A 24172-nucleotide genomic window follows, 5' to 3' on the forward strand; every position below is an offset into this window, starting at 1 on the left:
TCCCCTTTAATTGGAAGAAATGTCTAATCCAAAGTAGACATGCATACGTTGGAGTATGGGCAAAGGGGGCGGACGACTTGAGCACTGAACTCATTGGTGAATTGATCACACTTATCATCATGGCAGCTGCCTTAGGTATGGATGCGTTTTCGATGGGGTTAGGGATGGGTATGATTCAACTTAGGCTTCGCCAGATTTGTAAAATCGGCCTCTTGATTGGGGTCTTCCATATGATCATGCCTCTTTTAGGAATGTCAATCGGTAAGCAGCTCAGTCTGCATTTTGGTAATCTTGCAACCTGGATTGGCGGTGGGCTGTTAATCGCTCTTGGTGTACAGATGATCCTCTCCTCTTTACGTTCAACGGATGGGCCGTTCATTACACCTAGAGGATTTGGTATATGGCTTTTCTCACTAAGTGTCAGTTTGGACAGTTTTTCGGTCGGTCTCAGTCTCGGTATTTTCGGAGCCAAAGTGATCGTAACGATTCTTTTGTTTGGCATCATTAGTATGGGATTGACTTGGATGGGCCTTTTGATCGGAAGGAAAACCCAAAAATGGTTCGGTTCATACAGCGAGGCGTTAGGAGGATGTATTTTGTTATCCTTCGGGTTGAAGTTGATTTTTTAATCCAGGTTCTGATTTCGATCATAAAAATAGATGAATTGAGCAGGACAACAAACAAAGGAAAAAACGAGTTCCTTACCGGGCTCGTTTTTTCATGGGAAGGCGTTGGCCAGATTCTGTTGATAGTGAAATTCGCGACACTAGCCATCGAATCCACATGTGGGGGCATGAGTTGTGAAAAATCTTACTACGTCCTTGTTGCCCAAAACATTGAAACGTCTTTCTGCATTCTATAAAATAAATAGTAGTTATAGTCGTGGTGAAAAATTGCCAAGCTAGCAATAGGAGGCATTTAAATGAATATATTATTCGTATGTACTGGAAACACCTGTCGAAGTCCGATGGCAGAAGCGCTGTTGCGCCATTACTCCACTGGGAAGATTGAGGTACAATCAGCTGGGATATATGCATCTTACGGAAGCCCGGCAAGTGCACAATCAATCGAGGTCTTGAAGGATGAAGGCATCCCATGTCATCATAAGTCACAGCCGCTTACCGAAGACTTGGCTGAATGGGCTGACCTGATCTTGACGATGACCTCCCAACACAAATATGTAATCATTTCCCAATTCCCTGATAAAATGGGGAAAGTGCATACGATCAAGGAACACGTCTCCAATCATAAAGGAACGCTCGACAAATTGGAAAGGATATACGACAAAATCGAACAGTTGAGAGTGGAAATCTATGATGTAGACGAAGGCGATAAAAACAGGCGAGCCCTTTCCGCTAAAATGAATGGACTGATCGAGGAAGCTGAAAAACTGGAACAGTCCATGCCTGTTATGGATGTCTCCGATCCATTCGGCGGCACGAAAGAAACATATTGTCAAACGTTCAAGGAATTGGACGAACTTGTACAAAAATTGACTGAAAAATACAGTTGAAAAAGCAGTGGAAACCTGCGATAAACAAGATAAGGGAAACACAGAAGTTGAAACCTTCTTGACATCGTCTTACAATGAACACAAACATTCTTACACTGGAGGATTTTAATACCATGAAAGTGGCAATCGGTAGTGATCATGCTGGGTACAAAATTAAGGAAGATATAAAAGAAGTCATGGATGATTTGAACATCCAATATGAAGATGTAGGGTGCGATTGCGAAGATTCGGTCGATTATCCGGATTTCGCAGTGCCAGTAGCCGAGAAGGTGGCGAAGGGAGAAGTCGATAGAGGCATCTTGATCTGCGGTACGGGAATCGGTATGTCGATTACAGCCAATAAAGTGGATGGTGTACGTTGTGCACTTGTCCATGATTTGTTCAGTGCGAAGGTTACTAGGCTTCATAATGATTCAAACGTACTGGCAATGGGAGAGAGAATCATCGGACCTGGATTAGCAAAGGAAATCACTAAAGTTTGGCTTGAAACAGAATTCGAAGGTGGCCGTCACCAACGCCGCGTCAATAAAATGATGGAAGTAGAAGCAAAGGCTTAACGTTTTACCCATAGAGGGGAAAAAGAAAGGAAGATTGGAATGGACGAATCACTGTATCAGATTCAACCCCGGCTCGTAGAAGCCCTGAATGAACTCGATAAAGCCATCTCGCTTTCTGCAAGTCATTTATTGGTCGTTGGGGCTAGTACGAGCGAAGTGGTTGGAGAAGCAATAGGAACGTCAGGCACGATGGATGTGGCGCATCAACTTTTTGAGGGAATCATCGAATTTCAGAAAAGGACGAATGTCAATATTGCTTTCCAATGCTGTGAACATTTGAATCGAGCATTAGTGATGGAACGTCAGACAGCGTTAGATCGAGGGTATGAGCCTGTGACAGTTGTTCCGGTCCGATCCGCAGGCGGTGCGTTGCCGACCTACGCTTATCACCATTTGAAAGATCCTGTCATCATCGAGCATATTAAAGCTGACGCAGGGATTGATATCGGTGACACATTTATTGGAATGCACCTGAAGCATGTTGCAGTTCCAGTTCGATCTTCTGTAAAATCTATCGGCCATGCCCATGTGACCCTAGCCAGAACCCGTCCGAAATTGATTGGCGGAGAGCGGGCAGTCTATCCGGCCAAAGAAGAAATCTCATATAAATAGGTACGACGAAGGATTAGGTTGACTGCAACAAGTGCTGTGGTCGGCCTTTTTTAAAGGAAAAGTAAGTATAAGAATTTTGGTTGCGGTGAAGAAATGTCTAGCTCACCGCCCAACCACTAGGATCACTTCAGTCCTCCTGCGGCGGCCGACACATTGATTTAGTTCGAAGTGTTTGCCCACGCAGAACCGAACTTTTTTTGGTTCATAAGACCTTTATGAGGCACTTACAACGCGAAAAACCTATCTTAAGGTACTCATAAGACCTTGATGGAGCACTTACAACACAAAAAAACGATCCTAAGGTACTCATAAGACCTTTATGAGGCACTTACAACGCGAAAAACCGATCTTAAGGTACTCATAAGACCTTGATGGAGCACTTACAACACGAAAAACCGATCCTAAGGTACTCATAAGACCTTTATGAAGCACTTACAACGCGAAAAACCGACCTTTAGAGCCTCCTCGTCGGACTTCCAGTGACCTTCGTGGCTGAACAGGGCGTTTTCGCTTTTCTTTAATTTAGGAGGATGGAATTCAGTATCTCCCTCACAAAAATTGTAAATTATCTCCACAAACGGACATCCCCCTGAACCCGAACGTAGAAAGTAAGCCCTTTTATTTTACAATCCTATGAAATTTCAAAGAAATAAACCGTTTATCGTTACGAGACAATAGTAATAATGATAAAATGAAATCATTGTTTTTGAAAAAAGTATAGAGGTCAGTAAAGGAGTGGAACCATGGATCAACTTAAGAATCAAGATACGGTCGTATTCGATGCGATTCAAGATGAGTTAGGTCGGCAGCGTAATAAAATCGAATTGATTGCATCTGAAAACTTTGTCAGCAAAGCAGTAATGGAAGCTCAAGGATCTGTTCTTACTAACAAATATGCAGAGGGTTATCCTGGTCGTCGTTATTATGGTGGCTGTGAGTATGTCGATGTCGTGGAAAACCTTGCGAGAGAACGGGCGATGCAGCTATTTGGTGCTGAACACGTCAATGTACAACCACATTCTGGTGCTCAAGCCAACATGGCCGTTTATTTCACCATTTTAGAGCAAGGTGACACAGTATTAGGGATGAATCTATCTCATGGTGGACATCTAACACATGGTAGTCCAGTAAACTTCAGTGGTGCCCAATACAATTTCGTCGAGTATGGTGTCGATGAAGAAACCCATACGATCCAGTATGATAAAGTGCTGGAATTAGCAAAAGAGCATAAACCGAAGTTGATCGTAGCTGGCGCGAGTGCTTACCCGCGTGAAATCGACTTTAAAAGATTCAGGGAGATTGCAGATGAAGTCGATGCATACTTGATGGTTGATATGGCTCATATTGCTGGTCTTGTTGCGACAGGCCATCATCAGAGCCCGGTTCCTCATGCACACTTCGTGACGACCACGACGCATAAAACGTTGCGCGGACCTCGTGGCGGGATGATCTTATGTAAAGAGGAATTTGGAAAGAAAATCGATAAATCGATTTTCCCTGGAATCCAGGGTGGTCCGCTCATGCATGTGATCGCTGCAAAAGCAGTCGCTTTCGGGGAAGCATTGAAAGATGACTTCAAGGCTTATTCACAAAGAGTCATTGATAATGCGCGCGCATTAGGTGAGGCTTTGAAAGAAGAAGGACTATCACTCGTATCAGGCGGTACAGACAATCACCTGTTGCTCGTTGATGTCCGTAACATGAACGTGACAGGGAAGGTTGCAGAAAGGGCTCTTGATGACATCGGGATTACAACGAATAAAAATACGATTCCTTTCGATCCTGAAAGTCCATTTGTGACAAGCGGTCTTCGTATCGGTACAGCAGCCGTCACATCAAGAGGCTTTACAGCGGATGATATGAGGGAGATTGCTTCCATCATTTCATTAGTACTTAGCAACCCGGAAGATGAAGAGACGAAAACAGCGACTAAAGAACGTGTTAACAAACTCTCTTCCAAGTATTCATTGTATGAATAAAGCTTATTATTATAGGTGGGTGCCGGCAGCATGCTGGACACCCTCTTTTTTTATGGAGTCCGATGCCCCGTTTACTGGCTGGAGCAATCAGCCTGTGATCGGTGCAATAAACAGTGGAAGCGTACAATTATGCACCTGATCGCGTGATTATTTTAAAAACAGTGCAATCACTACTAGAATTCGTGCAATTATTTTTAAAATCGTGCAATTCCATACTCAGAGATTGTTTTTCAGATGATTCAGGAGTTGAATTCAATGTAATAAAAGCCTCTAGGGTGAAATCACATCCAAAATGTCCGCAAAACGGCGAAAGTTCAACAATCTCTCTGGTTTACCTCCTGCTTGTTCGTCTTCTGATAAATTGGAACTGTTTTTTCTACCGGGACGATTTTCCTGATGAATCGTGTTGAACTCGTTCCCTTTTTTCTGTACAATTTGCGAGAGGCAAAAAACAATTAAGAGAGTTGTGCTGACAAAGGATTGAGACAACTCTGATTTTACATAAACTATAAGGAGAGAAGATGAATGAGTAAAGTACACGTTCTTGAACACCCGCTGATTCAACACAAGATCACGTACATCCGAGATGAATCGACTGGAACGAAAGAATTCCGCGAGCTGGTCGATGAGGTTGCAGCGCTTATGGCTTTTGAAATCACCAGAGAACTCCCGTTACAGGAGGTAACTGTGAAAACACCTGTATCTGAAGCGAAGGCATATACGATTGCAGGGAAAAAGCTCGGTTTGGTACCGATCCTCCGTGCAGGCTTAGGAATGGTTGACGGAATTCTGAAACTGATCCCTGCCGCGAAAGTAGGGCATGTGGGATTGTATCGCGATCCTGATACCCTGCAGCCTGTAGAGTATTATGTAAAGCTTCCAAGCGATGTAGAAGAACGAGAACTCATCGTGATCGATCCGATGCTTGCTACAGGTGGTTCTGCTGTTGCCGCAATCACTTCATTAAAAAAACGCGGTGCCCAAAACATCAAGCTGATGTGTCTGATTGCAGCCCCTGAAGGAGTGAAAATGGTTCAAGAAGCTCATCCAGATGTCGATATATACCTGGGGGCTATGGATGAATATTTGAATGAAAAAGGATATATCGTCCCAGGTTTAGGAGATGCCGGAGACCGTTTGTTCGGAACAAAATAGCTGTATTCTTACCGAGTAAAAAAAGGTTCAAAAAGTTTTCAAATCTTGCCATAATTTTAGCTTGTAACGCAATTGACATGTACTAGTGGCTATAGTATTCTTACAAAGGATGTATGATAAGGTTTTCATACCTAATATATCTACATTCTGGCAACTTATAAATCTCGTTCATTACTCCAGTTTATACTTAAACTTTATTAGTATAAGTATTCATCTGAAACCTCAAAGCCAAGCCATTTACAAAGGAGTGCGATGAAGATGCGCACTGGAAAACGTTCACCTCTCCACTCGATGGCATTGATGTCCGGCATTCTCTCTCAATTGGTTGGGTCGATACTTGTCGGCATTTTCGGTGGAATGTGGTTGGATCGTAGGTTTGGTACAGCTCCGTTTTTGATGATCGTTGGACTGTTCATTGGTTTAGCAACAGGGGTATACGGGATGATCAAGTTAATTCAGCGCCATTTTGGAGAAGAGGAACAATGACAGAGAACCTCTCAACGTATGAGAACGCGTTTCGACGGTATATCAAATATTGCCTATACCTGCTCTCAATCTGTGTATTAGGCTGGGCCGTCACAAGTTACAAACAGGTCTTCCTTGGGCTTGTCCTCGGGATTGCAGTAAGTATGTACAATGTATGGTCAATGCATCGTAGAATCGATCGTGTCGGACAAGCTGTGACCGAAGGGAAAAAGGTAAAGACGATGGGATCTCTTTCAAGGCTGATGACAGCTGGGCTGGCTGTACTTATCGCCACTCGTTTTCCTGAGCACTTCAACTTGATCGCAGTAGTTGTAGGTTTACTCATGATATACCTTATCATGTTGATAGATTTTTATTTTGCTTCTAAATGAATTTTGGGGAAGAGAGGTGAAAGAATTGAATCATGAAGCGCCTACGTTTCACTTATTTGGATTGGCTTTCAACACTTCCAACGTAATGATGATTACAATTGCATCCATAATTGTATTTATAATCGCAGTACTTGGTTCACGCAGTTTACAGATGCGGCCGACCGGAATGCAGAACTTCATGGAATGGCTCGTCGATTTTGTAAAAGGGATTATCAACAGCACGATGGACTGGAAAACAGGTGGACGCTTCCTGACGCTCGGATTGACGATTATTATGTACATATTCGTCTCCAACATGCTCGGACTTCCATTTGCAATCGCAATCGACCATGAACTTTGGTGGAAATCACCAACAGCTGATCCAACGATCACGTTGACACTTGCTATTATGGTTGTAGTGCTGACGCACTTCTATGCTATCAAAGTAAAAGGTGCAAAGTCATACGGCAGTGATTTCTTCAAGCCGATGAAATTCATGTTCCCGCTAAAGATCATTGAAGAGTTCGCAAACACGTTGACACTGGGTCTTCGTCTTTACGGAAACATTTACGCTGGTGAAGTATTGCTGGCATTGTTGGCCGGAGCAGGAGCAGCAGGTATCTTCTCGGGAATCCTGACATTTGTCCCAATGCTCGTATGGCAAGGATTCAGTGTCTTTGTCGGAACGATCCAGGCCTTCATCTTTACGATGTTGACGATGGTTTATATGGCTCACAAGGTCAGTGACGAACACTAGGATGTTTAAACTGCAACGAATGATGTCGAACTGTATCATAGCATGGCGTCATAAGTGATGTATTGAACAAACATTCAAGTCTATAACACTAGGAATAAGCCCATTTATGGGAAGAAATTATAAACTAATCTATATTTCTCAAGGAGGAAATTTAAATGAATCTAATAGCAGCTGCAATTGCAGTAGGTCTAGCGGCAATTGGTGCCGGTGTAGGTAACGGTCTTATCGTAGGACGTACAGTTGAAGGGATCGCTCGTCAACCACAATTACGCGGAACTCTTCAAACGACAATGTTTATCGGTATCGCATTAGTTGAGGCTCTTCCAATCATCGGTGTCGTTATCGCGTTCATCGTACTTGGTGGTTAATAGTCAATAACTTTTCTGTAGCGTTACCATGGAGTTTTCATAATGGCGAAGTTCTATGTGGACCTCGCCATTCCTTATGTATGACCTATGAAGGGAGGAACCGCTGTGCAATTCTTGAATCCAGACAGTCTAATTTTGGGTGCGGGTGGTTTTTTTGCCGGCGACATATTATTTCAGTTACTAGCGTTTATCGTTCTATTATTCTTGCTGCGTAAATATGCTTGGGGTCCATTGATGGGCATCATGAAAAAGCGTGAAGAGCATATTACAAATGAAATAAATGAAGCTGAAACAAGCCGTAAGGAAGCACAAGCTTACCTGAATGAGCAAACCAAGGCTTTGAAAGAAGCACGTAAAGAAGCACAAACACTTATTGAATCAGCTAAAAAGCAAGGTGAACAGCAAGGTGAGAGCATCCTTCAAGCAGCACGTGAAGAAGCTGTTCGCATGAAGGAAGCCGCACTTTCTGAAATCGAACGCGAAAAAGAACAAGCTGTACAAACATTGCGTAATGAAGTAGCAACATTGTCTGTTCAAATCGCGTCTAAGGTGATCGCCAAGGAGCTGGATGAAAAATCCCAGGAGAAACTTGTAGACGATTATCTTAAAGAGGTAGGCGAAAGTCGATGAGTAAGGACAAAGAAGTCGTAGCGAAGCGTTATGCTTCTGCACTTTTCGAAGTAGCACAGGGGCGTAATGCACTCGACCAGGTTGAAAAAGAGCTTGTCAGCGTAAAAAGCGTCATTCAAGAGAACAAACAATTACTTACCATCTTGAACCATCCTAAGATTTCGAGTGATGATAAGAAAGCGATTTTGTCAAAATTATTTGGCAATCAACTTTCTGAAGCTGTTCACAATACACTTTTATTAATGGTCGATCGTAAACGTGAGACGATGATTCCGAATATGGTCGAACAATATATCAAGTTGGCAAATGAAGAGCGCGGTGTTGCAGATGCTACTGTCTACTCCGTGCGCATATTGACTGAGGAAGAGCAACAAGCGATTTCCAAAACGTTCGCTGAGCGTATTAACGTTAAAGAGCTTCGTGTTGAAAATGTAATTGATCAGGATCTTGTCGGTGGAATCAAAGTCAAGATCGGCAATCGTATTTTCGACGGAAGCGTCAGTGGTAAGTTGAACCGAATTCAACGTCAATTAGTCTCCGAGTGAGACGAGTACGATAGGGGTGAAATTCATGAGCATAAAAGCGGAAGAAATTAGTTCGCTGATCAAACAACAAATTGAAAACTATTCTTCTGAAATAGAAGTAAGTGATGTAGGTACTGTCATCCAAGTCGGGGACGGTATCGCGCGTGTCCATGGGTTAGACAATGTCATGGCTGGTGAGCTCGTAGAATTCTCCAACGGTGTAATGGGTATGGCCCAAAACCTTGAGGAAAACAATGTCGGTATCATCATCCTTGGACCATATGTCGATATCCGTGAAGGAGATGAAGTCAAGCGTACAGGCCGTATCATGGAGGTTCCTGTAGGTGAAGAGCTTCTCGGACGTGTCGTCAATTCTCTTGGACAACCGGTTGACGGTAAAGGTGCTATCGAAACATCCAGAACCCGTCCAATCGAAAGTCCAGCACCTGGTGTCATGGATCGTAAATCGGTACACGAACCACTTCAAACAGGAATCAAAGCGATCGACTCATTGATTCCGATCGGACGTGGACAGCGTGAATTGATCATCGGTGACCGCCAGACAGGTAAAACGGCGATCGCAATCGATACGATCATCAACCAAAAAGATGAAGATATGATTTGTATCTACGTTGCTATCGGACAAAAAGAATCTACAGTTGCAGGGGTAGTTGAAACACTACGTGAAAAGGGAGCACTTGATTACACGATCGTCGTAACAGCGAGTGCATCTCAACCAGCTCCGCTTCTTTACCTTGCTCCATATGCTGGGGTGACCATGGGTGAAGACTTCATGTACAACGGGAAGCACGTTCTAGTCATTTATGATGACCTTTCTAAACAAGCTGCAGCATATCGTGAACTTTCACTACTACTTCGCCGTCCTCCAGGTCGTGAAGCATTCCCGGGAGACGTATTCTACCTACACTCTCGTCTACTCGAGCGTGCAGCGAAGTTAAGTGATGCGAAGGGTGGCGGTTCATTGACTGCACTTCCATTCATCGAAACTCAAGCAGGTGACGTATCAGCTTATATTCCGACAAACGTTATCTCGATTACAGATGGACAGATATTCTTGCAATCAGATCTATTCTTCTCAGGTGTCCGTCCAGCGGTAAACGCAGGTCTCTCTGTATCCCGTGTCGGTGGATCCGCGCAGATCAAAGCGATGAAGAAAGTGTCTGGTACACTTCGTCTCGACTTGGCGTCTTACCGTGAGCTTGAGGCATTCGCTCAATTCGGATCGGATCTCGATAAAGCGACTCAGGCGAAATTGAACCGTGGTGCTCGTACGGTTGAAGTACTGAAGCAAGGTTTGCACAAGCCACTTGCTGTTGAAAAGCAGGTTGCCAGCCTTTATGCGCTAACAAAAGGTTTCTTGGATGATATTCCAGTAGAAGATGTACAACGTTTCGAGGAAGAATACCATACATGGTTGGACCATAACCGTAAGGAATTGCTTGCTGGAATCCGTGAAACCGGAAATCTTCCTGAAGATGAAGATATGGCGAGTGCGATCAACGAATTCAAGAAAACATTTGTTGTATCTGAGTAAACATAGCGACATCCCGTTTTCTTTCGGATCATAATAGGACGGAACCCAAATCTTCGTCCTTTTAATAAAGGTGGTGAAACGAGTGGCATCGTTACGTGATATTCAAACGAGAATCAATTCTACGAAAAAGACGAAACAAATCACGAAGGCAATGGAAATGGTTTCAGCTGCAAAATTGAACCAGGCTGAAAACAACGCAAAATCCTTCGTAACATATATGGACAAGATTCAGGAGGTCGTCTCCAGCATAGCGAGTGGCAGTACGAATTCGCGTCACCCAATGCTTCAGAAACGGTCTGTCAAAAAGACTGGTTACCTTGTCATCACTTCAGACCGGGGACTTGCCGGTCCATATAACAGTAACGTCCTTCGTCACGTTTACCGTACGATTCAGGAACGTCACAATTCGAAGGATGAATATACCGTCATCGTCGTCGGGAAAGTCGGTTTGAACTTCTTCAAAAATCGTAATATGCCAGTGGAAGACAGCATCGTCGGTCTTGCCGACCAACCGGAGTTTGCAGACATCAAAGCGATTGCTAGTCAAGCTGTGCAGAAATTCACTGACGAAGTTTACGATGAATTGTATATGTATTACAACCACTTCGTGAGTGCAATCCAGCAGGACCTCACTGAAAAGAAGTTATTGCCACTTACCGATATCAGTGGTGAGAAGGAAGCAACAAGCACGTATGAATACGAGCCATCTGAAGAAGAAATCCTTGAAGGCCTTCTTCCTCAGTATGCAGAAAGCTTGATCTACGGTGCTCTACTAGATGCAAAAGCTAGTGAACATGCTTCTCGTATGACAGCGATGAAGAGTGCGACAGATAATGCCGAAGAAATTATCGGTAGTCTCACACTGTCCTACAACCGTGCTCGACAAGCTGCAATCACGCAAGAAATCACTGAGATCGTTGGTGGAGCAGCTGCACTTGAATAGACTTTACGACCATCAGGTCAGAATCATACAAGCATCCTCAATAGGACGTTAGGAGGGAAAAACATGAACAAAGGACGTATCACTCAAGTCATGGGTCCGGTTGTCGACGTACAATTCGACAGTGGGAACCTGCCTGAGATTTATAATGCACTTAAAGTCCAAAGCACTGAGGGAGAAAAGAATATCGACTTGACTCTTGAAGTTTCACTTCACCTTGGTGATGATACTGTTCGTACCGTCGCGATGGCTTCCACCGACGGACTCGTTAGAGGAATGGAAGCACTTGACACTGGAACGCCGATATCAGTTCCAGTCGGTGACGTAACATTAGGCCGTGTTTTCAACGTATTGGGTGAAAAGATCGACCTTGACGAGGAATTACAATCAGGTATTCAACGCGACCCGATTCACCGTGAAGCACCGAAATTCGATGAGCTTACAACAAAAACGGAGATTCTTGAAACAGGAATCAAGGTTGTTGACCTTCTTGCACCATACGTAAAAGGTGGTAAGATCGGATTGTTTGGAGGCGCAGGTGTAGGAAAGACGGTATTGATCCAGGAGCTAATCAACAACATCGCACAAGAACACGGTGGTATCTCCGTTTTCGCAGGTGTTGGAGAACGTACTCGTGAAGGAAACGACCTTTACTACGAAATGAAAGACTCTGGGGTCATCAACAAGACAGCGATGGTATTCGGTCAGATGAACGAACCACCAGGAGCTCGTCAACGTGTTGCCTTAACTGGATTGACCATGGCGGAGTACTTCCGTGATGAGCAAGGACAAGACGTATTGTTCTTCATCGATAACATCTTCCGTTTCACACAAGCCGGTTCTGAGGTATCTGCCCTTCTTGGACGTATGCCTTCAGCAGTTGGTTATCAGCCGACACTTGCGACTGAAATGGGTCAATTGCAAGAACGGATCACATCGACAAAGAAAGGTTCCGTAACTTCTATCCAGGCGATCTACGTACCTGCCGATGACTACACTGACCCGGCACCAGCAACAACATTTGCTCACTTGGATGCAACGACGAACCTTGAACGTAAGCTTTCTGAAATGGGTATCTATCCTGCGGTGGACCCGCTTGCTTCAACTTCTCGTGCCCTTGCACCTGAAATCGTTGGAGAAGAGCACTACAATGTTGCTCGTCAAGTTCAGCAGACACTTCAACGTTACAAAGAGCTTCAAGATATCATCGCCATCCTTGGTATGGATGAGTTGAGTGACGACGACAAATTGACTGTATCACGCGCACGTCGTATCCAGTTCTTCTTATCTCAAAACTTCCATGTGGCCGAACAGTTCACTGGACAAAAAGGATCTTATGTTCCGGTTAAGGAAACGATTGAAGGATTCAAACAAATCCTCGATGGTAAGCATGATGATATTCCTGAGGACGCATTCCGTCTTGTAGGACGTATTGAAGAAGTTTTAGAAAAAGCCAAGCAAATGGCTTAAAAAGTTTCAACCTAACATGATTAAGGCCCGAGGAGGGGTTTCATGAAGACATTCACGGTAAGTGTCGTCACCCCTGATGGCCCTGTGTATGAAGAAACAGGCGCAGAAATGGTCAGCGCAAAAGCCACCAGCGGTGAGCTTGGAATCCTGCCAGGTCACGTTCCGCTTGTTGCTCCGTTGGAAATCAATGCAATACGCGTTGAAAAAGACAACAATACACAGATCTTGGCTGTTAGCGGTGGTTTTATAGAAGTAAGACCAGAGCAGGTGACAATCCTCGCACAAGCAGCGGAGATGGCGTCCGACATTGATGTCGATCGTGCAAAAGCCGCTAAAGAACGTGCAGAAAAACGCCTGCAAGGTACAAAACAAGATGACATCGATTTCAAACGTGCGGAACTAGCATTAAACCGAGCAATGAATCGAATCAATATTAAAAGCAGATAATTTTGCAAACAAGGATCCTTTCAGCTCTGTTATGGGGCTGGGAGGATTTTTTTCATACGTTAAGAAAGTATAACTTATCAGCGATGTATCTAACCAGCGTAGCAGAAAAGTTTACGAACTAAGTAGTGCAACTAAGGCTTGGCTTTACCAAGTTTTCTTTATTTCGGCAGCTATGACCACAAGCCTTTTCCATTCAAACTGTTGATTTTCGTCATTTTAATGGACGTCTAATAACAATTGCACCGAAATCAATCGAAGTTGCATCAAAATCAATATAAATTGCACGGAAATGAGATTTATTTGCATCAAAATAAAAATAATTAACCAAAAGGACTGAAAGGAAAAATAAATTGCACCGATAACGTATGAATTGTACAACCATACGTTATAATTGCACTCAATCGACCTTAATTGCACCACTTCTTTAACAGGCAAAGTTTAAAAGGAGTCTACTGTTCTTTGTTGAAGTAGTTTTAGAAGGTATAGATAAAGATAGGAGTGTAGGACAATGGAGAAAGACTATTTATTTAACCCCTATCCATCACAAAGAATGACGACATTCGCGAAAAATGGGATGGTGGCGACCTCGCAGCCACTCGCTGCACAAGCAGGTCTGGATATTTTAAAAAAAGGTGGCAATGCAGTTGATGCAGCGATTGCAACAGCAGCTTGTTTGACAGTAGTTGAGCCGACATCAAATGGAATCGGTGGGGATGCATTTGCGCTCGTTTGGACGAAAGGGAAGCTGCATGGACTGAATGCAAGCGGGCCATCACCTCAATCTATTTCCATAGATTTACTGAAGGAAAGAGGAGTCCATGAAATCCCGAAGTACGGATGGACGCCTGTCACTGTACCAGGCGCACCAAGTGCATGGGCTGCATTATCAGAACGTTTCGGGAAGATGTCGTTTAAGGAATTATTAAAACCGGCCATCGAATATGCGGAAAAAGGTTACCCCATCTCCCCGACATTAGGGAAGTTCTGGAAAGCAGCAGCGGATCATTTTAAGTCTGTACTCACTGATGATGAGTTCAAGCACTGGTTTGATACATTCGCGCCTGATGGCAAAGCACCAGAAGTTGGAGACCTATGGCGTTCAGAAGGTCACGCTCAGACTTTAAGGGAACTTGCTGAAACAAATACGGAATCATTTTACCGTGGAAAAATTGCTGATAAAATCGATGCTTTCTCCAAAAAATACGATGGATTCTTACGGAGAGAGGATCTAGCAGACTTTAAACCTGAATGGGTTGACCCGATAAGTGTAGAGTATCGCGGGTACAAGGTTTGGGAGATTCCTCCGAACGGACAGGGGATCATTGCGTTGATGGCATTGAACTTTATGAAAGACTCCGAGTATACGCATAAGGAAGACGTAGACACGTATCATAAACAAATAGAAGCGCTCAAACTGGCATTCATGGATGGTCTCAAGTATGTAACGGAATCGAAATCGATGACAACGACAGCTGAAACTCTTTTATCGGACGCCTATGCTGAAGAACGTCGGAAGTTGATTGGTGAAAAAGCAATCGATCCATCATCAGGAGCCCCTTCAAAGGGTGGTACCGTTTACCTTGCCACGGCTGATTCAGAAGGCAACATGGTTTCATTCATTCAAAGTAATTACATGGGATTCGGCTCTGGCCTTGTAGTACCTGGCACAGGAATCGCTTTGCAAAACCGTGGGCATAATTTTTCCATGGACCCAGAGCATGACAATCGTCTTGAAGGCGGAAAGAAAACCTATCACACGATCATCCCAGGCTTTTTGACCAAGGGAGATCAGCCAGTCGGTCCATTCGGTGTAATGGGAGGGTTCATGCAGCCGCAAGGACATTTACAGGTGATCATGAACACGCTCGATTTCCATTTGAACCCTCAAACAGCTCTTGATGCACCTAGATGGCAATGGATAGAGGGGCGAAAAGTATTGGTAGAACCGAGTTTCCCGAATCATATTGCCCAGGCACTTGCACGAAAAGGACATCACATCCAGGTCGCACTGGAAGGCGGTCCGTTCGGGAGAGGTCAGATCATTTGGCGTGATCCAGAGACAGGTGTGCTTTCTGGCGGAACGGAATCACGGACGGATGGTAGTGTGGCAGCTTGGTGACTAAGAGAGAGGGCTCAACTAAAAAATCGAAAAGTCAGTTAGCCTTGTTCCTCGCATTTTTCCGCGTCGGGATTTTCGGATACGGAGGCGGGCCGTCTTCCATACCGCTTGTCCATAAAGAGGTCGTCGAGCACTACAGCTGGTTTACGGATGATGAATTCGGTGATCTGCTGGCGCTCGGAAATACATTGCCGGGCCCAATTGCTACGAAACTTGCCGGTTATATCGGCTACCGTGTCGCAGGTCCCCTTGGAATGTTCAACGCTGTGTTAGCGACGATTCTACCTACAATTGTTGCGATGATCGTGTTATTGACGACGCTCAGCATGTACAAGGACAAAGAATGGGTACAGGGGATGACGAAGGCGGTCGTGCCAGTCGTCGGGTTCATGCTCGCGCAACTGACCTGGCAATTTACGAAAAAATCAAAGGCTGACATGGGCTGGATGAAGGCATTAGTGATCATCCTCCTCTCGCTCGTTCTGATGGAGTTTATCCGTATTCATCCAGGAATCATCATCGGAATTCTTCTATTATATGCCTGGTTCGGAACACGAGATTCATCTGAAAATGAGGATGAGAAGGCGAGTGGTGCATCATGATCTACTGGCATATCTTTTTAGCGTTCTTCATACCTGGTATCCTGGGGTATGGCGGGGGACCAGCATCGATTCCCTTAGTCGAAAATGAGGTCGTCGACCGATACGGTTGGATGTCAACGGAGGAATTCAGTGAAGTTTTAGCGCTTGGAAACGCCTTGCCGGGCCCGATTGCAACCAAAATGGCAGGTTATATCGGCTATGCGCAGGGTGGCTGGATCGGTGCTATTGTCGGGATTTTTGCAACTGTCGCACCGTCACTCATTTTAATGATCATCCTATTAAAAGTATTGATGAAGTACAAGGATTCCGAAAAAGTGAAGCGGATGACGATTACGGTCAGACCGGCGATCGCTGTCCTTCTTGGTGTGATGGCGTTTCAGTTTTTTGTGAGTTCTTATGAAGGCGCTGGAGTTTTACAGACGATCCTCCTGGTTGCCGCGAGCTATCTGTTTCTGGTGCGGATGCGGATCCATCCAGCCTTTGTAATTGCCGGAGCGCTTTTATACGGTGGAATCTTTTTGTAGAGCCTTTCTTAGGGGCTCTTTTTTCACATGTCTGATAGTATGAACCTGCTGATTTTACAAAACAAAAACAGGCGCCCTGATGTGAGGACAGGAACGCCATTCATTCTGTATATCTATAACTGCCCATACTTTCTTTTGTGCATTTCTCTTAATTGCATCATCTTAAATTCTCTTTCAAGCTCATTCAGGGTCAGTTCATACAGTTGTCGATCGCTCATTTTGTACTGACCGGCATTCAAGAGCTGGCTGATATAATATTCTTTTACGCGATTCAAACTTTTCCTAATGTAACCAGACATTATCATCACCCTCTTCAGAAAAATAAAATGGATACAGGAATCAAAATGGATATGAAAATCGCGGTCGTTGTCATACCGACGCTCCCCATTGCGCCTTCCTCTTCTCCCCACTGCAGGCATTTGCTTGCACCGAGTGCCTGCGCAGCTGCCCCCATAGCCAGGCCTCTTGCTGCCTTACTCGTAATGTTGAAAAGCTCCAGCACTTTCGGTCCGAAAATGAATGAAAAGACTGCTGATGACAGTACGAACAAGACAGTCAACGAAGCTTCACCGCCGATTTTGTCTGAAACCGACAAAGCGATTGGTAACGTAGCGGCCTTCGGTGTAAGGGAAGCGATCATTTCGGCTTTGATTTTAAACAGTCCGGCAAGTGCGAGTGTTGTCGTCAAGCCAGCCAAACTTCCGAATACGATCGCTATTCCGATCTTTTTGATATTCCTTTTCAAAACCGGCCACTGTTTGAACAAAGGTATTGCTAGGGATACAATCGCTGTCTGCATCAAGAATGAAAAGAGATCCACCCCCTCCTGATAGCTTTGATAATCGACATGTAACAATGGAAGAAAACAAACGAGAAAAAGTGAAACCGTATATAAAGGATTGAGCCAGCTTTTACGATTGAATTTTTTATAAATCTTCAACCCGCCCAAATAGGCAATATAAGTGATCAAAGTCGTAAACAAAATTTTTCCGAAAATAACAGTCATTTTTTTGGCCTCCTTCTAAATTTTTCATACCATTCAACAGCTAAACCTGTTGCTAGAATGATGGAAATACTGCTTATGCCGAGAATCAAAAACAGCTTCCATAGTTCTTTTTCAATCAACTGGATGTATACGATTGCGCTGATTACAGGCGGTATGAACAAAAATGTCATATGTTGCAACTGGAAACTCGCTGCTTTTTCCACCCAGTCAAGCTTGATCAGCCCTGTCAATAGAAGAATAAGAAGCAGAAACATTCCAGCGATGCTGCCTGGCAAAGGCAGGTGAAATATTGTAACGATGAGAGAACCAAGGAATAAGGCGGATGAAATTAGCGTGAACTGCCAAAGGAACTGAATTATTGTGGACACCACCTTACATCTTTAGGTCCATTTTATAGGGGGTAAAATAGGATTTCACCAATTCTGTAAGAAAATATAACAAAGAATTCCCCTGGTATGTAAGAAAATCTTACACAAATCTTGAATAGACCGTTAGAAAAGGTATAGTAAAGGAAAGGAGGTATTGCAAATTGTCTGTTGATGAAGGTTCTTACAGGGATAGAAAGGTGATTGTGATCGGAGTAGTCAAGGAGCTGACGGGATTGAGTGAACGTCAGATCCGTTATTATGAAGAACGAAAGCTTATTTTTCCGGAAAGAACAGCGAAAGGGACGCGTAAATACTCATTTTCAGATGTAGAAACACTTATGGAGATTGCGAATAAACGAGAAGATGGTGTCCAAACGAATGAAATAAAAAAGGAAATGAAAGCCGAGAAAAAAAAGAGAAACGATTTATTGAGGGAAGAAATGATCCGCGGACAGCTGAATGCGCACTTTCGCAACACCAATAATAGATAATAAAAGAGCTGTTAAATGATATTGTTGATTAGCATTAAAGTTTAATTAAAGCGAAATACGATGTTTCTTCCAGGAAAGCGAGTATGGCGAGACCCTGAAGAGAGGATCGAGCGAGGCTTGCACCGAAAGGGAGATGACTTCGCAGAAATCAGCAATGGTACTAACAGAGCTTAATAGATATAAAATGTTAGCAAGGCACTTTAAACAAACCTTTCAAGATAGTAAGATAAAAGTAATCAATCGAGCATAAGATAAAGAAATGGGCTGTCCCATAAGTTTCTGACTCTCACCGTTCCCAACAACATTTTTTGTTCAAACTGTATGTTTGCGGTGTCTGACACGATAGCTTTTGGGGCGGCTCCTTTTATTTTGAAGAAAAATCAGGACATCAACTATACATCATCGTGTCGACACAAAAATTGGTATTTGGTATAATTGATAACGATTACAATTTTGAAAAATTTCTAACATCGACCTTAAATAAATAGACAGATGGGGAGGTACATATGGAGCTCTATCACTTGTATCAAAACAATTACCTGGTCGTTTTGATGTTCCTGCTTTTAGGCATCCTTTTACCAATTGTCGCTTTGACTGCAGGTAAGATTTTGCGGCCGGCAAAACCGACGAAGGAAAAACAAACAACTTATGAAAGTGGTATAGAGCCCTTTCATCAAAGCTGGGTTCAATACAACGTCCGCTACTACATATTCGCCTTGCTGTTCGTCATTTTCGATGTGGAAACAGTGTTCTTATACCCGTGGGCTGTCGCTTATGATAAGCTAGGAATCTTTGCGCTGATCGAAATGACGATCTTTATTGTCATGTTGTTGATTGGACTTCTCTATGCGTGGAAGAAGAAGGTGTTAAAATGGATGTAAAATTGGAGCAGATCACCCCAGAAGAACGTCAAGAGCTCTCAAAAAATGTTTTTTTTGTCACACTCGAACAAGTAAAGGCATGGGCGAGAAGCAACTCCCTCTGGCCGCTCACGTTCGGGTTAGCTTGTTGTGCGATTGAAATGATGGGAACCGGTGCCTCCCATTACGACTTGGATCGATTTGGATCCTTTTTCCGTACATCCCCAAGACAATCTGACGTCATGATCGTATCTGGTACAGTAACGAAAAAAATGGCTCCAGTTTTAAAGCGTCTATACGATCAGATGCCAGAACCGAAATGGGTTATTGCCATGGGTTCATGTGCTACCGCTGGCGGTCCATACATTAAATCGTATGCGGTAGTTAAAGGTGTTGATCAGGTTGTCCCTGTTGATGTCTATATTCCAGGATGCCCACCGAACCCAGCAGCATTAATTTATGGAATTAATAAACTGCAAGAGAAAATCCGCTATGAAGCTAAGACCGGAAAGCGGGTGACAGATAAATGAGCGATCAAGAGAAGCCATTCTCCGAAATGACGGAAGAAGAGAAGGCGGAAGCCAAGCGGAAAGCGGTCGAAGAAGCAAAACGCAAGGCTGCTGAGAAGAAAGCGGAAAAAGAAGCCGAGGCTGCAGAACCAAAAACTCCAGCATCAGCTGATGATAAAGCCAAAGCTGCAGCCGCTGCCAAGGCAAAAGCCGCCGCAGCTGCTAAAGCGAAGGCAGCTGCCGCTGCAAAAGCAAAAGCTTCTGGTGGAGCGGGTGTATCTGATGATGAGAAAGCCAAGGCAATTGCTGCTGCCAAGGCAAAAGCCGCCGCTGCCGCTAAAGCCAAGGCAGCTAAATCTGCTGGCGGAGCGGGCGACGACGAAAAGGCGAAAGCGATTGCTGCCGCAAAAGCAAAAGCCGCCGCTGCTGTAAAAGCGAAATCTGCGGCTGGAGGAGCAGGAGCAAAACCTGCTGAACCAGCTGAGGAAACACCATCACCAAACCAACCCCTTCTGGATAAATACGTGAAGACGATCAAAGGTAATCTTGGTGAAGATGTCCTGGAAGATTCCTATATTAACAGACTTGCAAAGGATGTCCCTACCCTGGTTGCCAAACGGGAGAGCTTTTATAAACTTGCAGAATTCCTAAAACATAATGAACAGTTTAGTTTTGAGTATGTAAGTGAATTGCATGGGACCGATTTTGAAACGCATATGGAAGTCTATGCCCATCTCTATTCGTATAAAAACAACCAGCCGGTTGCAGTTAAAGTGAAATTGGATCGTGACCATCCTGAGGTTGCTTCGGTGACACCAATCTGGCCTGGAGCAAATTGGCCTGAACGTGAAGCCTATGATCTACTTGGGATCCGTTTTACCGGACATCCGAACTTAACGCGGATTTTGATGCCCGATGATTGGGTCGGATACCCTATGCGAAAAGACTATGAACCATACGATGTGGAGGTGTGACCCATGATTCGCACAGAAGAAATGCTGCTTAACGTTGGGCCTCAGCATCCAAGTACCCATGGCGTGTTCCGGATCGTTTTGAAAATCGATGGAGAAATCATCAAGGAAGCGACACCAGTAATCGGTTACCTCCACCGTGGAACTGAAAAACTCGCTGAAGACCTGCAATATACCCAAATCATCCCATATACGGATCGGATGGACTATCTTTCAGCGATGACGAACAACTACATCCTCTGTCATGCGGTCGAGACGATGATGGATATGGAAATTCCCGAGCGTGCGGAGTATCTGCGTGTTCTTGTGATGGAGTTAGGCCGGATCGCAAGCCACCTGGTCTGGTTTGGTACATATTTACTTGATATCGGTGCATTGAGCCCGTTCTTATATGCATTCAGGGAGCGGGAGATGATCATCAATTTACTTAACGAAATTTCTGGAGCACGTCTAACGTTCAATTATATGCGTGTCGGAGGGGTGAAATGGGACGCGCCGGAAGGATGGATCGAGAAAGTTGAAGAATTTATCCCTCATATGCGTAAAGAGCTTGCCGGGTACCACGACCTTGTCAGCGGGAACGAAATCTTCCTGAACCGTGTTCGTGGTGTCGGAAAGTATACGAAACAAGAAGCGTTGTCTTATTCGCTAAGTGGTGCAAACCTCCGCTGTACTGGGGTGGATTGGGATCTTCGCAAAAAGGAGCCGTATTCCATCTATGACCGCTTCGACTTCGATGTTCCTGTATTTGAGGGCGGAGATGCCTGGTCACGCTATAAGTGCCGTATGGCAGAAATCGAAGAGTCGCTCAAAATCGTCGAGCAGGCTGTGGAGCAATTCCCAAAAGAAGGGGAAATCATGGCCAAGGTTCCGAGGATCATCAAGCCGCCTGCAGGTGAGACCTATGTCCGCATCGAATCGCCGAGAGGGGAAATCGGCTGTTATATCGCCTCACAGGGGAAGAAGGAACCATATCGTCTGAAGTTCAGAAGACCGTCTTTCTACAACCTGCAGATCTTACCGAAGCTTTTACAAGGTGAAAACATCGCCAACCTGATTACCATCCTTGGCGGAATTGACATCGTACTCGGGGAGGTGGATGGCTGATGATCGAAGAATTGCTCTATTCCTCTCCTTCACTGACGAACACGCTGATCTTTTTCGGACTCGGCGCAAGCTTACTTATGATGGTACTTGGGTTTGTAACCTATGCTATCTTAGCCGAACGTAAAGTGATGGGGTTCATGCAGCTCCGAATCGGCCCGAACCGTGTTGGCGGTCCTTTCGGATTGCTTCAGACGGTAGCCGATGTCCTGAAGCTTTTATTGAAAGAAGATACGATTCCGAAAGCGGCAGACAGACCGTTGTTCATGCTAGCGCCGGTCATTGCCTTTGCACCAGCTTTCATGGTCCTTGCTGTCATACCGTTCTCAGAATCTCTCCGGTTTTCCGATATCGGGATCGGATTGCTTTATTACATTGCGATATCCGGTATCTCGACAATCGGGGTATTGATGGGCGGTTGGGCGTCAAATAACAAATACGCCCTGTTAGGCGGTATGCGTTCGGCAGCCCAGATGATTTCCTATGAAGTACCTCTCGTCATGTCCGTGATCGGAGTCATCCTTCTTACTGGAAGTTTGAATTTGATCCAGATTGTCGAGGCACAAGAAAATATCGCCTTTTTATTCGTCCAGCCGCTTGCGTTCGTGATCTTCATGATCGCTTCAGTCGCAGAGTTGAACCGGACACCGTTTGACCTGCCGGAAGCAGAATCCGAGCTTGTTGCGGGTTATCATGTCGAATATTCAGGATTCAGATGGGCGTTCTTCATGCTTACAGAATATGTCTATTTGTTCGCGATGGCATCGATTACGACAATCCTTTTCTTAGGTGGATGGAATCCGGTGCCGTATCTTGAATTCATTCCAGGAATCATCTGGTTCGCGCTTAAATTCAGCGTGGTCGTTTTCTTCCTGATCTGGCTGCGTGCCACATTACCACGTATGCGCGCCGATCAGCTCATGTCATTCGGATGGAAAGTACTATTGCCGTTAGCACTGCTAAACATTTTTATCAGCGCGGTGATCAAGGAAATCTGGTTCTAACGGAGGGATTACAATGAAAGGACTCGTAAAAGGGTTAAAATACACACTGAAAAACATGACGAAACAGAATGTGACGTACTCGTATCCGGATGAACCGCTTGAGATGCCCGATCGTTTTCGGGGAATCCAGAAGTTTTACCCGGAGAAATGCATCGTCTGCAACCAATGTGCGAACATCTGCCCGACAGACTGTATCGAATTGACAGGTAAGAAACACCCTGATCCGAATAAAAAAGGGAAAATCATCGATACGTATGATATCAATTTTGAAATCTGTATCCTGTGTGACCTTTGTACAGAAGTCTGTCCGACCGAAGCGATTGTCATGACAAACAACTTCGAACTGGCAGAATACAGCCGCGATGAGCTCTTCAAAAACCTTGAATGGCTCGATGAAAACGATACGAACGTAAGAAAGGAGAATAAGGCATGAATGGTGAATTGATCTTATTCTTTGTTCTTGCACTCGTTGCAATCGGAAGCGGCATCCTCATGCTGAACCTGACGAAGGTCGTCCATATGGTGATCGCCCTCGTCTTTACGTTCCTGTCGATCGCGGGATTATACGTGATGCTGTCAGCGGAATTCGTGGCCTTTGTCCAGGTTCTCATCTATTCGGGCGCAATAACGATCATCATGCTCTTCGGAATCATGCTTACTCGCCACGATGATAAAACTGAAACGAAAATCGGTGTACCGAGAATGATTCTGGTTTTGACAGGAATTGTAGCCTTCTTCGTCGTCATGTTCTTCCAAATCAACGATTTAAGCTTTGGGGAACAGGCGGCCGATTTGCATGTCGATAATACGGAAAAAATCGGAATCGCCCTTTATTCCAAATATGTCATCCCATTTGAATTGACCTCTGTCTTGCTGCTCGTCGCACTCGTCGGGGCGATCATATTGGCAAAACGGGATGATGAAGACAAGGGGGCAGAGGACAATGAGTAGTGTGCCATTATCCGTTTATCTCGTTCTTGCTCTGATCCTCTTTTGTATTGGATTATTCGGAGCGTTGACAAAACGGAACGCTGTCATCGTTCTGATTTCCATCGAATTGATGCTGAATGCGGTGAATATCAACCTCATCGCCTTTGCGAAGTATGGCATCAATCCAAGTATTACAGGACAAATTTTTTCCTTGTTTACGATTACCGTCGCTGCTGCTGAAGCTGCGGTTGGGCTGGCAATCCTGATCGCCCTTTACCGTAACCGCAAAACGGTGAACGTAGATGAGATGGATATTATGAAACGATAAGGAGGAGGATCGA

At 44.5% G+C, this 24172-nt stretch carries 31 protein-coding genes; 28 read left to right on the forward strand and 3 right to left on the reverse strand.

Features of this window, described 5'->3' with window-relative positions:
* Positions 1 to 119: 119 nt before the first annotated feature.
* The 19 genes from L1611_RS14450 to L1611_RS14540 all read left to right on the forward strand — a co-directional run bounded on the left by L1611_RS14450 (position 120) and on the right by L1611_RS14540 (position 16588).
* Entirely contained in the window at positions 120 to 629 is a 510-nt protein-coding gene (locus tag L1611_RS14450; RefSeq protein WP_236314389.1) for a manganese efflux pump MntP, read from the forward strand.
* Positions 630 to 922: 293 nt separating this feature from the next.
* Positions 923 to 1513 carry a low molecular weight protein arginine phosphatase gene (locus tag L1611_RS14455; RefSeq protein ID WP_236314285.1) on the forward strand — a complete coding sequence of 197 codons (591 nt, stop codon included), beginning with the start codon at positions 923 to 925 and terminating at the stop codon, positions 1511 to 1513.
* A gap of 113 nt (positions 1514 to 1626) precedes the next feature.
* Complete coding sequence (rpiB, locus tag L1611_RS14460) at positions 1627 to 2070, forward strand: ribose 5-phosphate isomerase B (RefSeq protein WP_236314287.1); 444 nt, start codon at positions 1627 to 1629, stop codon at positions 2068 to 2070.
* A 39-nt stretch (positions 2071 to 2109) separates the two neighbouring features.
* Complete coding sequence (locus L1611_RS14465) at positions 2110 to 2682, forward strand: TIGR01440 family protein (RefSeq protein WP_236314288.1); 573 nt, start codon at positions 2110 to 2112, stop codon at positions 2680 to 2682.
* Positions 2683 to 3425: 743 nt separating this feature from the next.
* The gene (gene glyA / locus L1611_RS14470) at positions 3426 to 4661 is read left to right on the forward strand and encodes a serine hydroxymethyltransferase (protein WP_236314290.1); all 1236 of its coding nucleotides are present in this window, start codon (positions 3426 to 3428) and stop codon (positions 4659 to 4661) included.
* Between the two features lie 525 nt (positions 4662 to 5186).
* A complete protein-coding gene (upp, locus tag L1611_RS14475; RefSeq protein WP_236314292.1) occupies positions 5187 to 5816 on the forward strand; it encodes a uracil phosphoribosyltransferase in 630 nt (209 codons plus the stop codon).
* Positions 5817 to 6074: 258 nt separating this feature from the next.
* Positions 6075 to 6302 carry an AtpZ/AtpI family protein gene (locus tag L1611_RS14480; RefSeq protein ID WP_236314294.1) on the forward strand — a complete coding sequence of 76 codons (228 nt, stop codon included), beginning with the start codon at positions 6075 to 6077 and terminating at the stop codon, positions 6300 to 6302.
* Positions 6299 to 6673 carry an ATP synthase subunit I gene (locus L1611_RS14485; RefSeq protein ID WP_236314296.1) on the forward strand — a complete coding sequence of 125 codons (375 nt, stop codon included), beginning with the start codon at positions 6299 to 6301 and terminating at the stop codon, positions 6671 to 6673. Before L1611_RS14480 ends, L1611_RS14485 begins: the two co-directional genes overlap by 4 nt.
* Before the next feature lie 25 nt (positions 6674 to 6698).
* Entirely contained in the window at positions 6699 to 7409 is a 711-nt protein-coding gene (gene atpB / locus L1611_RS14490) for a F0F1 ATP synthase subunit A (RefSeq protein ID WP_236314391.1), read from the forward strand.
* Positions 7410 to 7564: 155 nt separating this feature from the next.
* Positions 7565 to 7777, forward strand: coding sequence for a F0F1 ATP synthase subunit C (atpE, locus tag L1611_RS14495; protein WP_225064843.1), 213 nt, complete (start codon positions 7565 to 7567; stop codon positions 7775 to 7777).
* A 114-nt stretch (positions 7778 to 7891) separates the two neighbouring features.
* A complete protein-coding gene (atpF, locus tag L1611_RS14500) occupies positions 7892 to 8407 on the forward strand; it encodes a F0F1 ATP synthase subunit B (protein ID WP_236314393.1) in 516 nt (171 codons plus the stop codon).
* Positions 8404 to 8952 (forward strand): F0F1 ATP synthase subunit delta, encoded by a 549-nt coding sequence (locus tag L1611_RS14505; protein WP_236314298.1) that lies wholly within the window; start codon positions 8404 to 8406, stop codon positions 8950 to 8952. The genes atpF and L1611_RS14505 overlap by 4 nt, the downstream gene beginning before the upstream one ends.
* A 25-nt stretch (positions 8953 to 8977) precedes the next feature.
* On the forward strand, positions 8978 to 10486 hold the full coding sequence (gene atpA / locus L1611_RS14510; protein ID WP_236314300.1) for a F0F1 ATP synthase subunit alpha: 1509 nt from the start codon (positions 8978 to 8980) through the stop codon (positions 10484 to 10486).
* A gap of 82 nt (positions 10487 to 10568) precedes the next feature.
* A complete protein-coding gene (locus L1611_RS14515; RefSeq protein ID WP_236314302.1) occupies positions 10569 to 11429 on the forward strand; it encodes a F0F1 ATP synthase subunit gamma in 861 nt (286 codons plus the stop codon).
* A gap of 63 nt (positions 11430 to 11492) precedes the next feature.
* Positions 11493 to 12896: a F0F1 ATP synthase subunit beta gene (gene atpD, locus L1611_RS14520; protein ID WP_236314304.1), complete on the forward strand. Its 1404-nt coding sequence runs from the start codon at positions 11493 to 11495 to the stop codon at positions 12894 to 12896.
* Positions 12897 to 12938: 42 nt separating this feature from the next.
* A complete protein-coding gene (locus L1611_RS14525; RefSeq protein ID WP_236314306.1) occupies positions 12939 to 13343 on the forward strand; it encodes a F0F1 ATP synthase subunit epsilon in 405 nt (134 codons plus the stop codon).
* 508 nt (positions 13344 to 13851) lie between these two features.
* Positions 13852 to 15462, forward strand: coding sequence for a gamma-glutamyltransferase family protein (locus L1611_RS14530; RefSeq protein ID WP_236314308.1), 1611 nt, complete (start codon positions 13852 to 13854; stop codon positions 15460 to 15462).
* Positions 15459 to 16064 carry a chromate transporter gene (locus L1611_RS14535; protein WP_236314310.1) on the forward strand — a complete coding sequence of 202 codons (606 nt, stop codon included), beginning with the start codon at positions 15459 to 15461 and terminating at the stop codon, positions 16062 to 16064. Before L1611_RS14530 ends, L1611_RS14535 begins: the two co-directional genes overlap by 4 nt.
* On the forward strand, positions 16061 to 16588 hold the full coding sequence (locus tag L1611_RS14540) for a chromate transporter (RefSeq protein WP_236314312.1): 528 nt from the start codon (positions 16061 to 16063) through the stop codon (positions 16586 to 16588). The genes L1611_RS14535 and L1611_RS14540 overlap by 4 nt, the downstream gene beginning before the upstream one ends.
* Positions 16589 to 16701: 113 nt before the next feature.
* Here L1611_RS14540 and L1611_RS14545 read toward each other — a convergent pair whose 3' ends face one another.
* Genes L1611_RS14545 through L1611_RS14555 form a run of 3 tightly spaced genes read right to left on the reverse strand, consistent with a single transcriptional unit; the run spans position 16702 to position 17962 of the window.
* Positions 16702 to 16887: a Fur-regulated basic protein FbpA gene (locus L1611_RS14545; RefSeq protein WP_236314314.1), complete on the reverse strand. Its 186-nt coding sequence runs from the start codon at positions 16885 to 16887 to the stop codon at positions 16702 to 16704.
* A 14-nt stretch (positions 16888 to 16901) separates the two neighbouring features.
* On the reverse strand, positions 16902 to 17594 hold the full coding sequence (locus L1611_RS14550; protein ID WP_236314316.1) for an LrgB family protein: 693 nt from the start codon (positions 17592 to 17594) through the stop codon (positions 16902 to 16904).
* Positions 17591 to 17962, reverse strand: a complete 372-nt coding sequence (locus L1611_RS14555) for a CidA/LrgA family protein (RefSeq protein ID WP_236314318.1) — start codon at positions 17960 to 17962, stop codon at positions 17591 to 17593. Before L1611_RS14555 ends, L1611_RS14550 begins: the two co-directional genes overlap by 4 nt.
* Positions 17963 to 18123: 161 nt before the next feature.
* Here L1611_RS14555 and L1611_RS14560 point away from each other — a divergent pair, with 161 nt between their 5' ends.
* The 9 genes from L1611_RS14560 (at position 18124) to nuoK (ending at position 24159) form a co-directional block, all read left to right on the forward strand.
* Positions 18124 to 18453, forward strand: coding sequence for a MerR family transcriptional regulator (locus L1611_RS14560; protein ID WP_236314320.1), 330 nt, complete (start codon positions 18124 to 18126; stop codon positions 18451 to 18453).
* A gap of 506 nt (positions 18454 to 18959) precedes the next feature.
* Complete coding sequence (locus L1611_RS14565) at positions 18960 to 19334, forward strand: NADH-quinone oxidoreductase subunit A (protein WP_236314322.1); 375 nt, start codon at positions 18960 to 18962, stop codon at positions 19332 to 19334.
* Positions 19325 to 19843, forward strand: coding sequence for a NuoB/complex I 20 kDa subunit family protein (locus L1611_RS14570; RefSeq protein WP_236314324.1), 519 nt, complete (start codon positions 19325 to 19327; stop codon positions 19841 to 19843). Before L1611_RS14565 ends, L1611_RS14570 begins: the two co-directional genes overlap by 10 nt.
* The gene (locus tag L1611_RS14575) at positions 19840 to 20796 is read left to right on the forward strand and encodes an NADH-quinone oxidoreductase subunit C (protein WP_322972557.1); all 957 of its coding nucleotides are present in this window, start codon (positions 19840 to 19842) and stop codon (positions 20794 to 20796) included. The genes L1611_RS14570 and L1611_RS14575 overlap by 4 nt, the downstream gene beginning before the upstream one ends.
* A 3-nt stretch (positions 20797 to 20799) precedes the next feature.
* A complete protein-coding gene (locus L1611_RS14580) occupies positions 20800 to 21900 on the forward strand; it encodes an NADH-quinone oxidoreductase subunit D (RefSeq protein WP_236314325.1) in 1101 nt (366 codons plus the stop codon).
* Positions 21900 to 22901 carry an NADH-quinone oxidoreductase subunit NuoH gene (gene nuoH / locus L1611_RS14585; RefSeq protein WP_236314327.1) on the forward strand — a complete coding sequence of 334 codons (1002 nt, stop codon included), beginning with the start codon at positions 21900 to 21902 and terminating at the stop codon, positions 22899 to 22901. Before L1611_RS14580 ends, nuoH begins: the two co-directional genes overlap by 1 nt.
* A gap of 13 nt (positions 22902 to 22914) precedes the next feature.
* Positions 22915 to 23334: an NADH-quinone oxidoreductase subunit NuoI gene (nuoI, locus tag L1611_RS14590; protein WP_236314329.1), complete on the forward strand. Its 420-nt coding sequence runs from the start codon at positions 22915 to 22917 to the stop codon at positions 23332 to 23334.
* A complete protein-coding gene (locus L1611_RS14595) occupies positions 23331 to 23852 on the forward strand; it encodes an NADH-quinone oxidoreductase subunit J (protein WP_236314331.1) in 522 nt (173 codons plus the stop codon). Before nuoI ends, L1611_RS14595 begins: the two co-directional genes overlap by 4 nt.
* On the forward strand, positions 23845 to 24159 hold the full coding sequence (gene nuoK / locus L1611_RS14600) for an NADH-quinone oxidoreductase subunit NuoK (RefSeq protein WP_236314333.1): 315 nt from the start codon (positions 23845 to 23847) through the stop codon (positions 24157 to 24159). Before L1611_RS14595 ends, nuoK begins: the two co-directional genes overlap by 8 nt.
* Positions 24160 to 24172 lie beyond the last annotated feature (13 nt).

Origin of the sequence: Pseudalkalibacillus salsuginis, from assembly GCF_021646685.1 — a bacterium.
GTDB lineage: Bacteria > Bacillota > Bacilli > Bacillales > Fictibacillaceae > Pseudalkalibacillus > Pseudalkalibacillus salsuginis.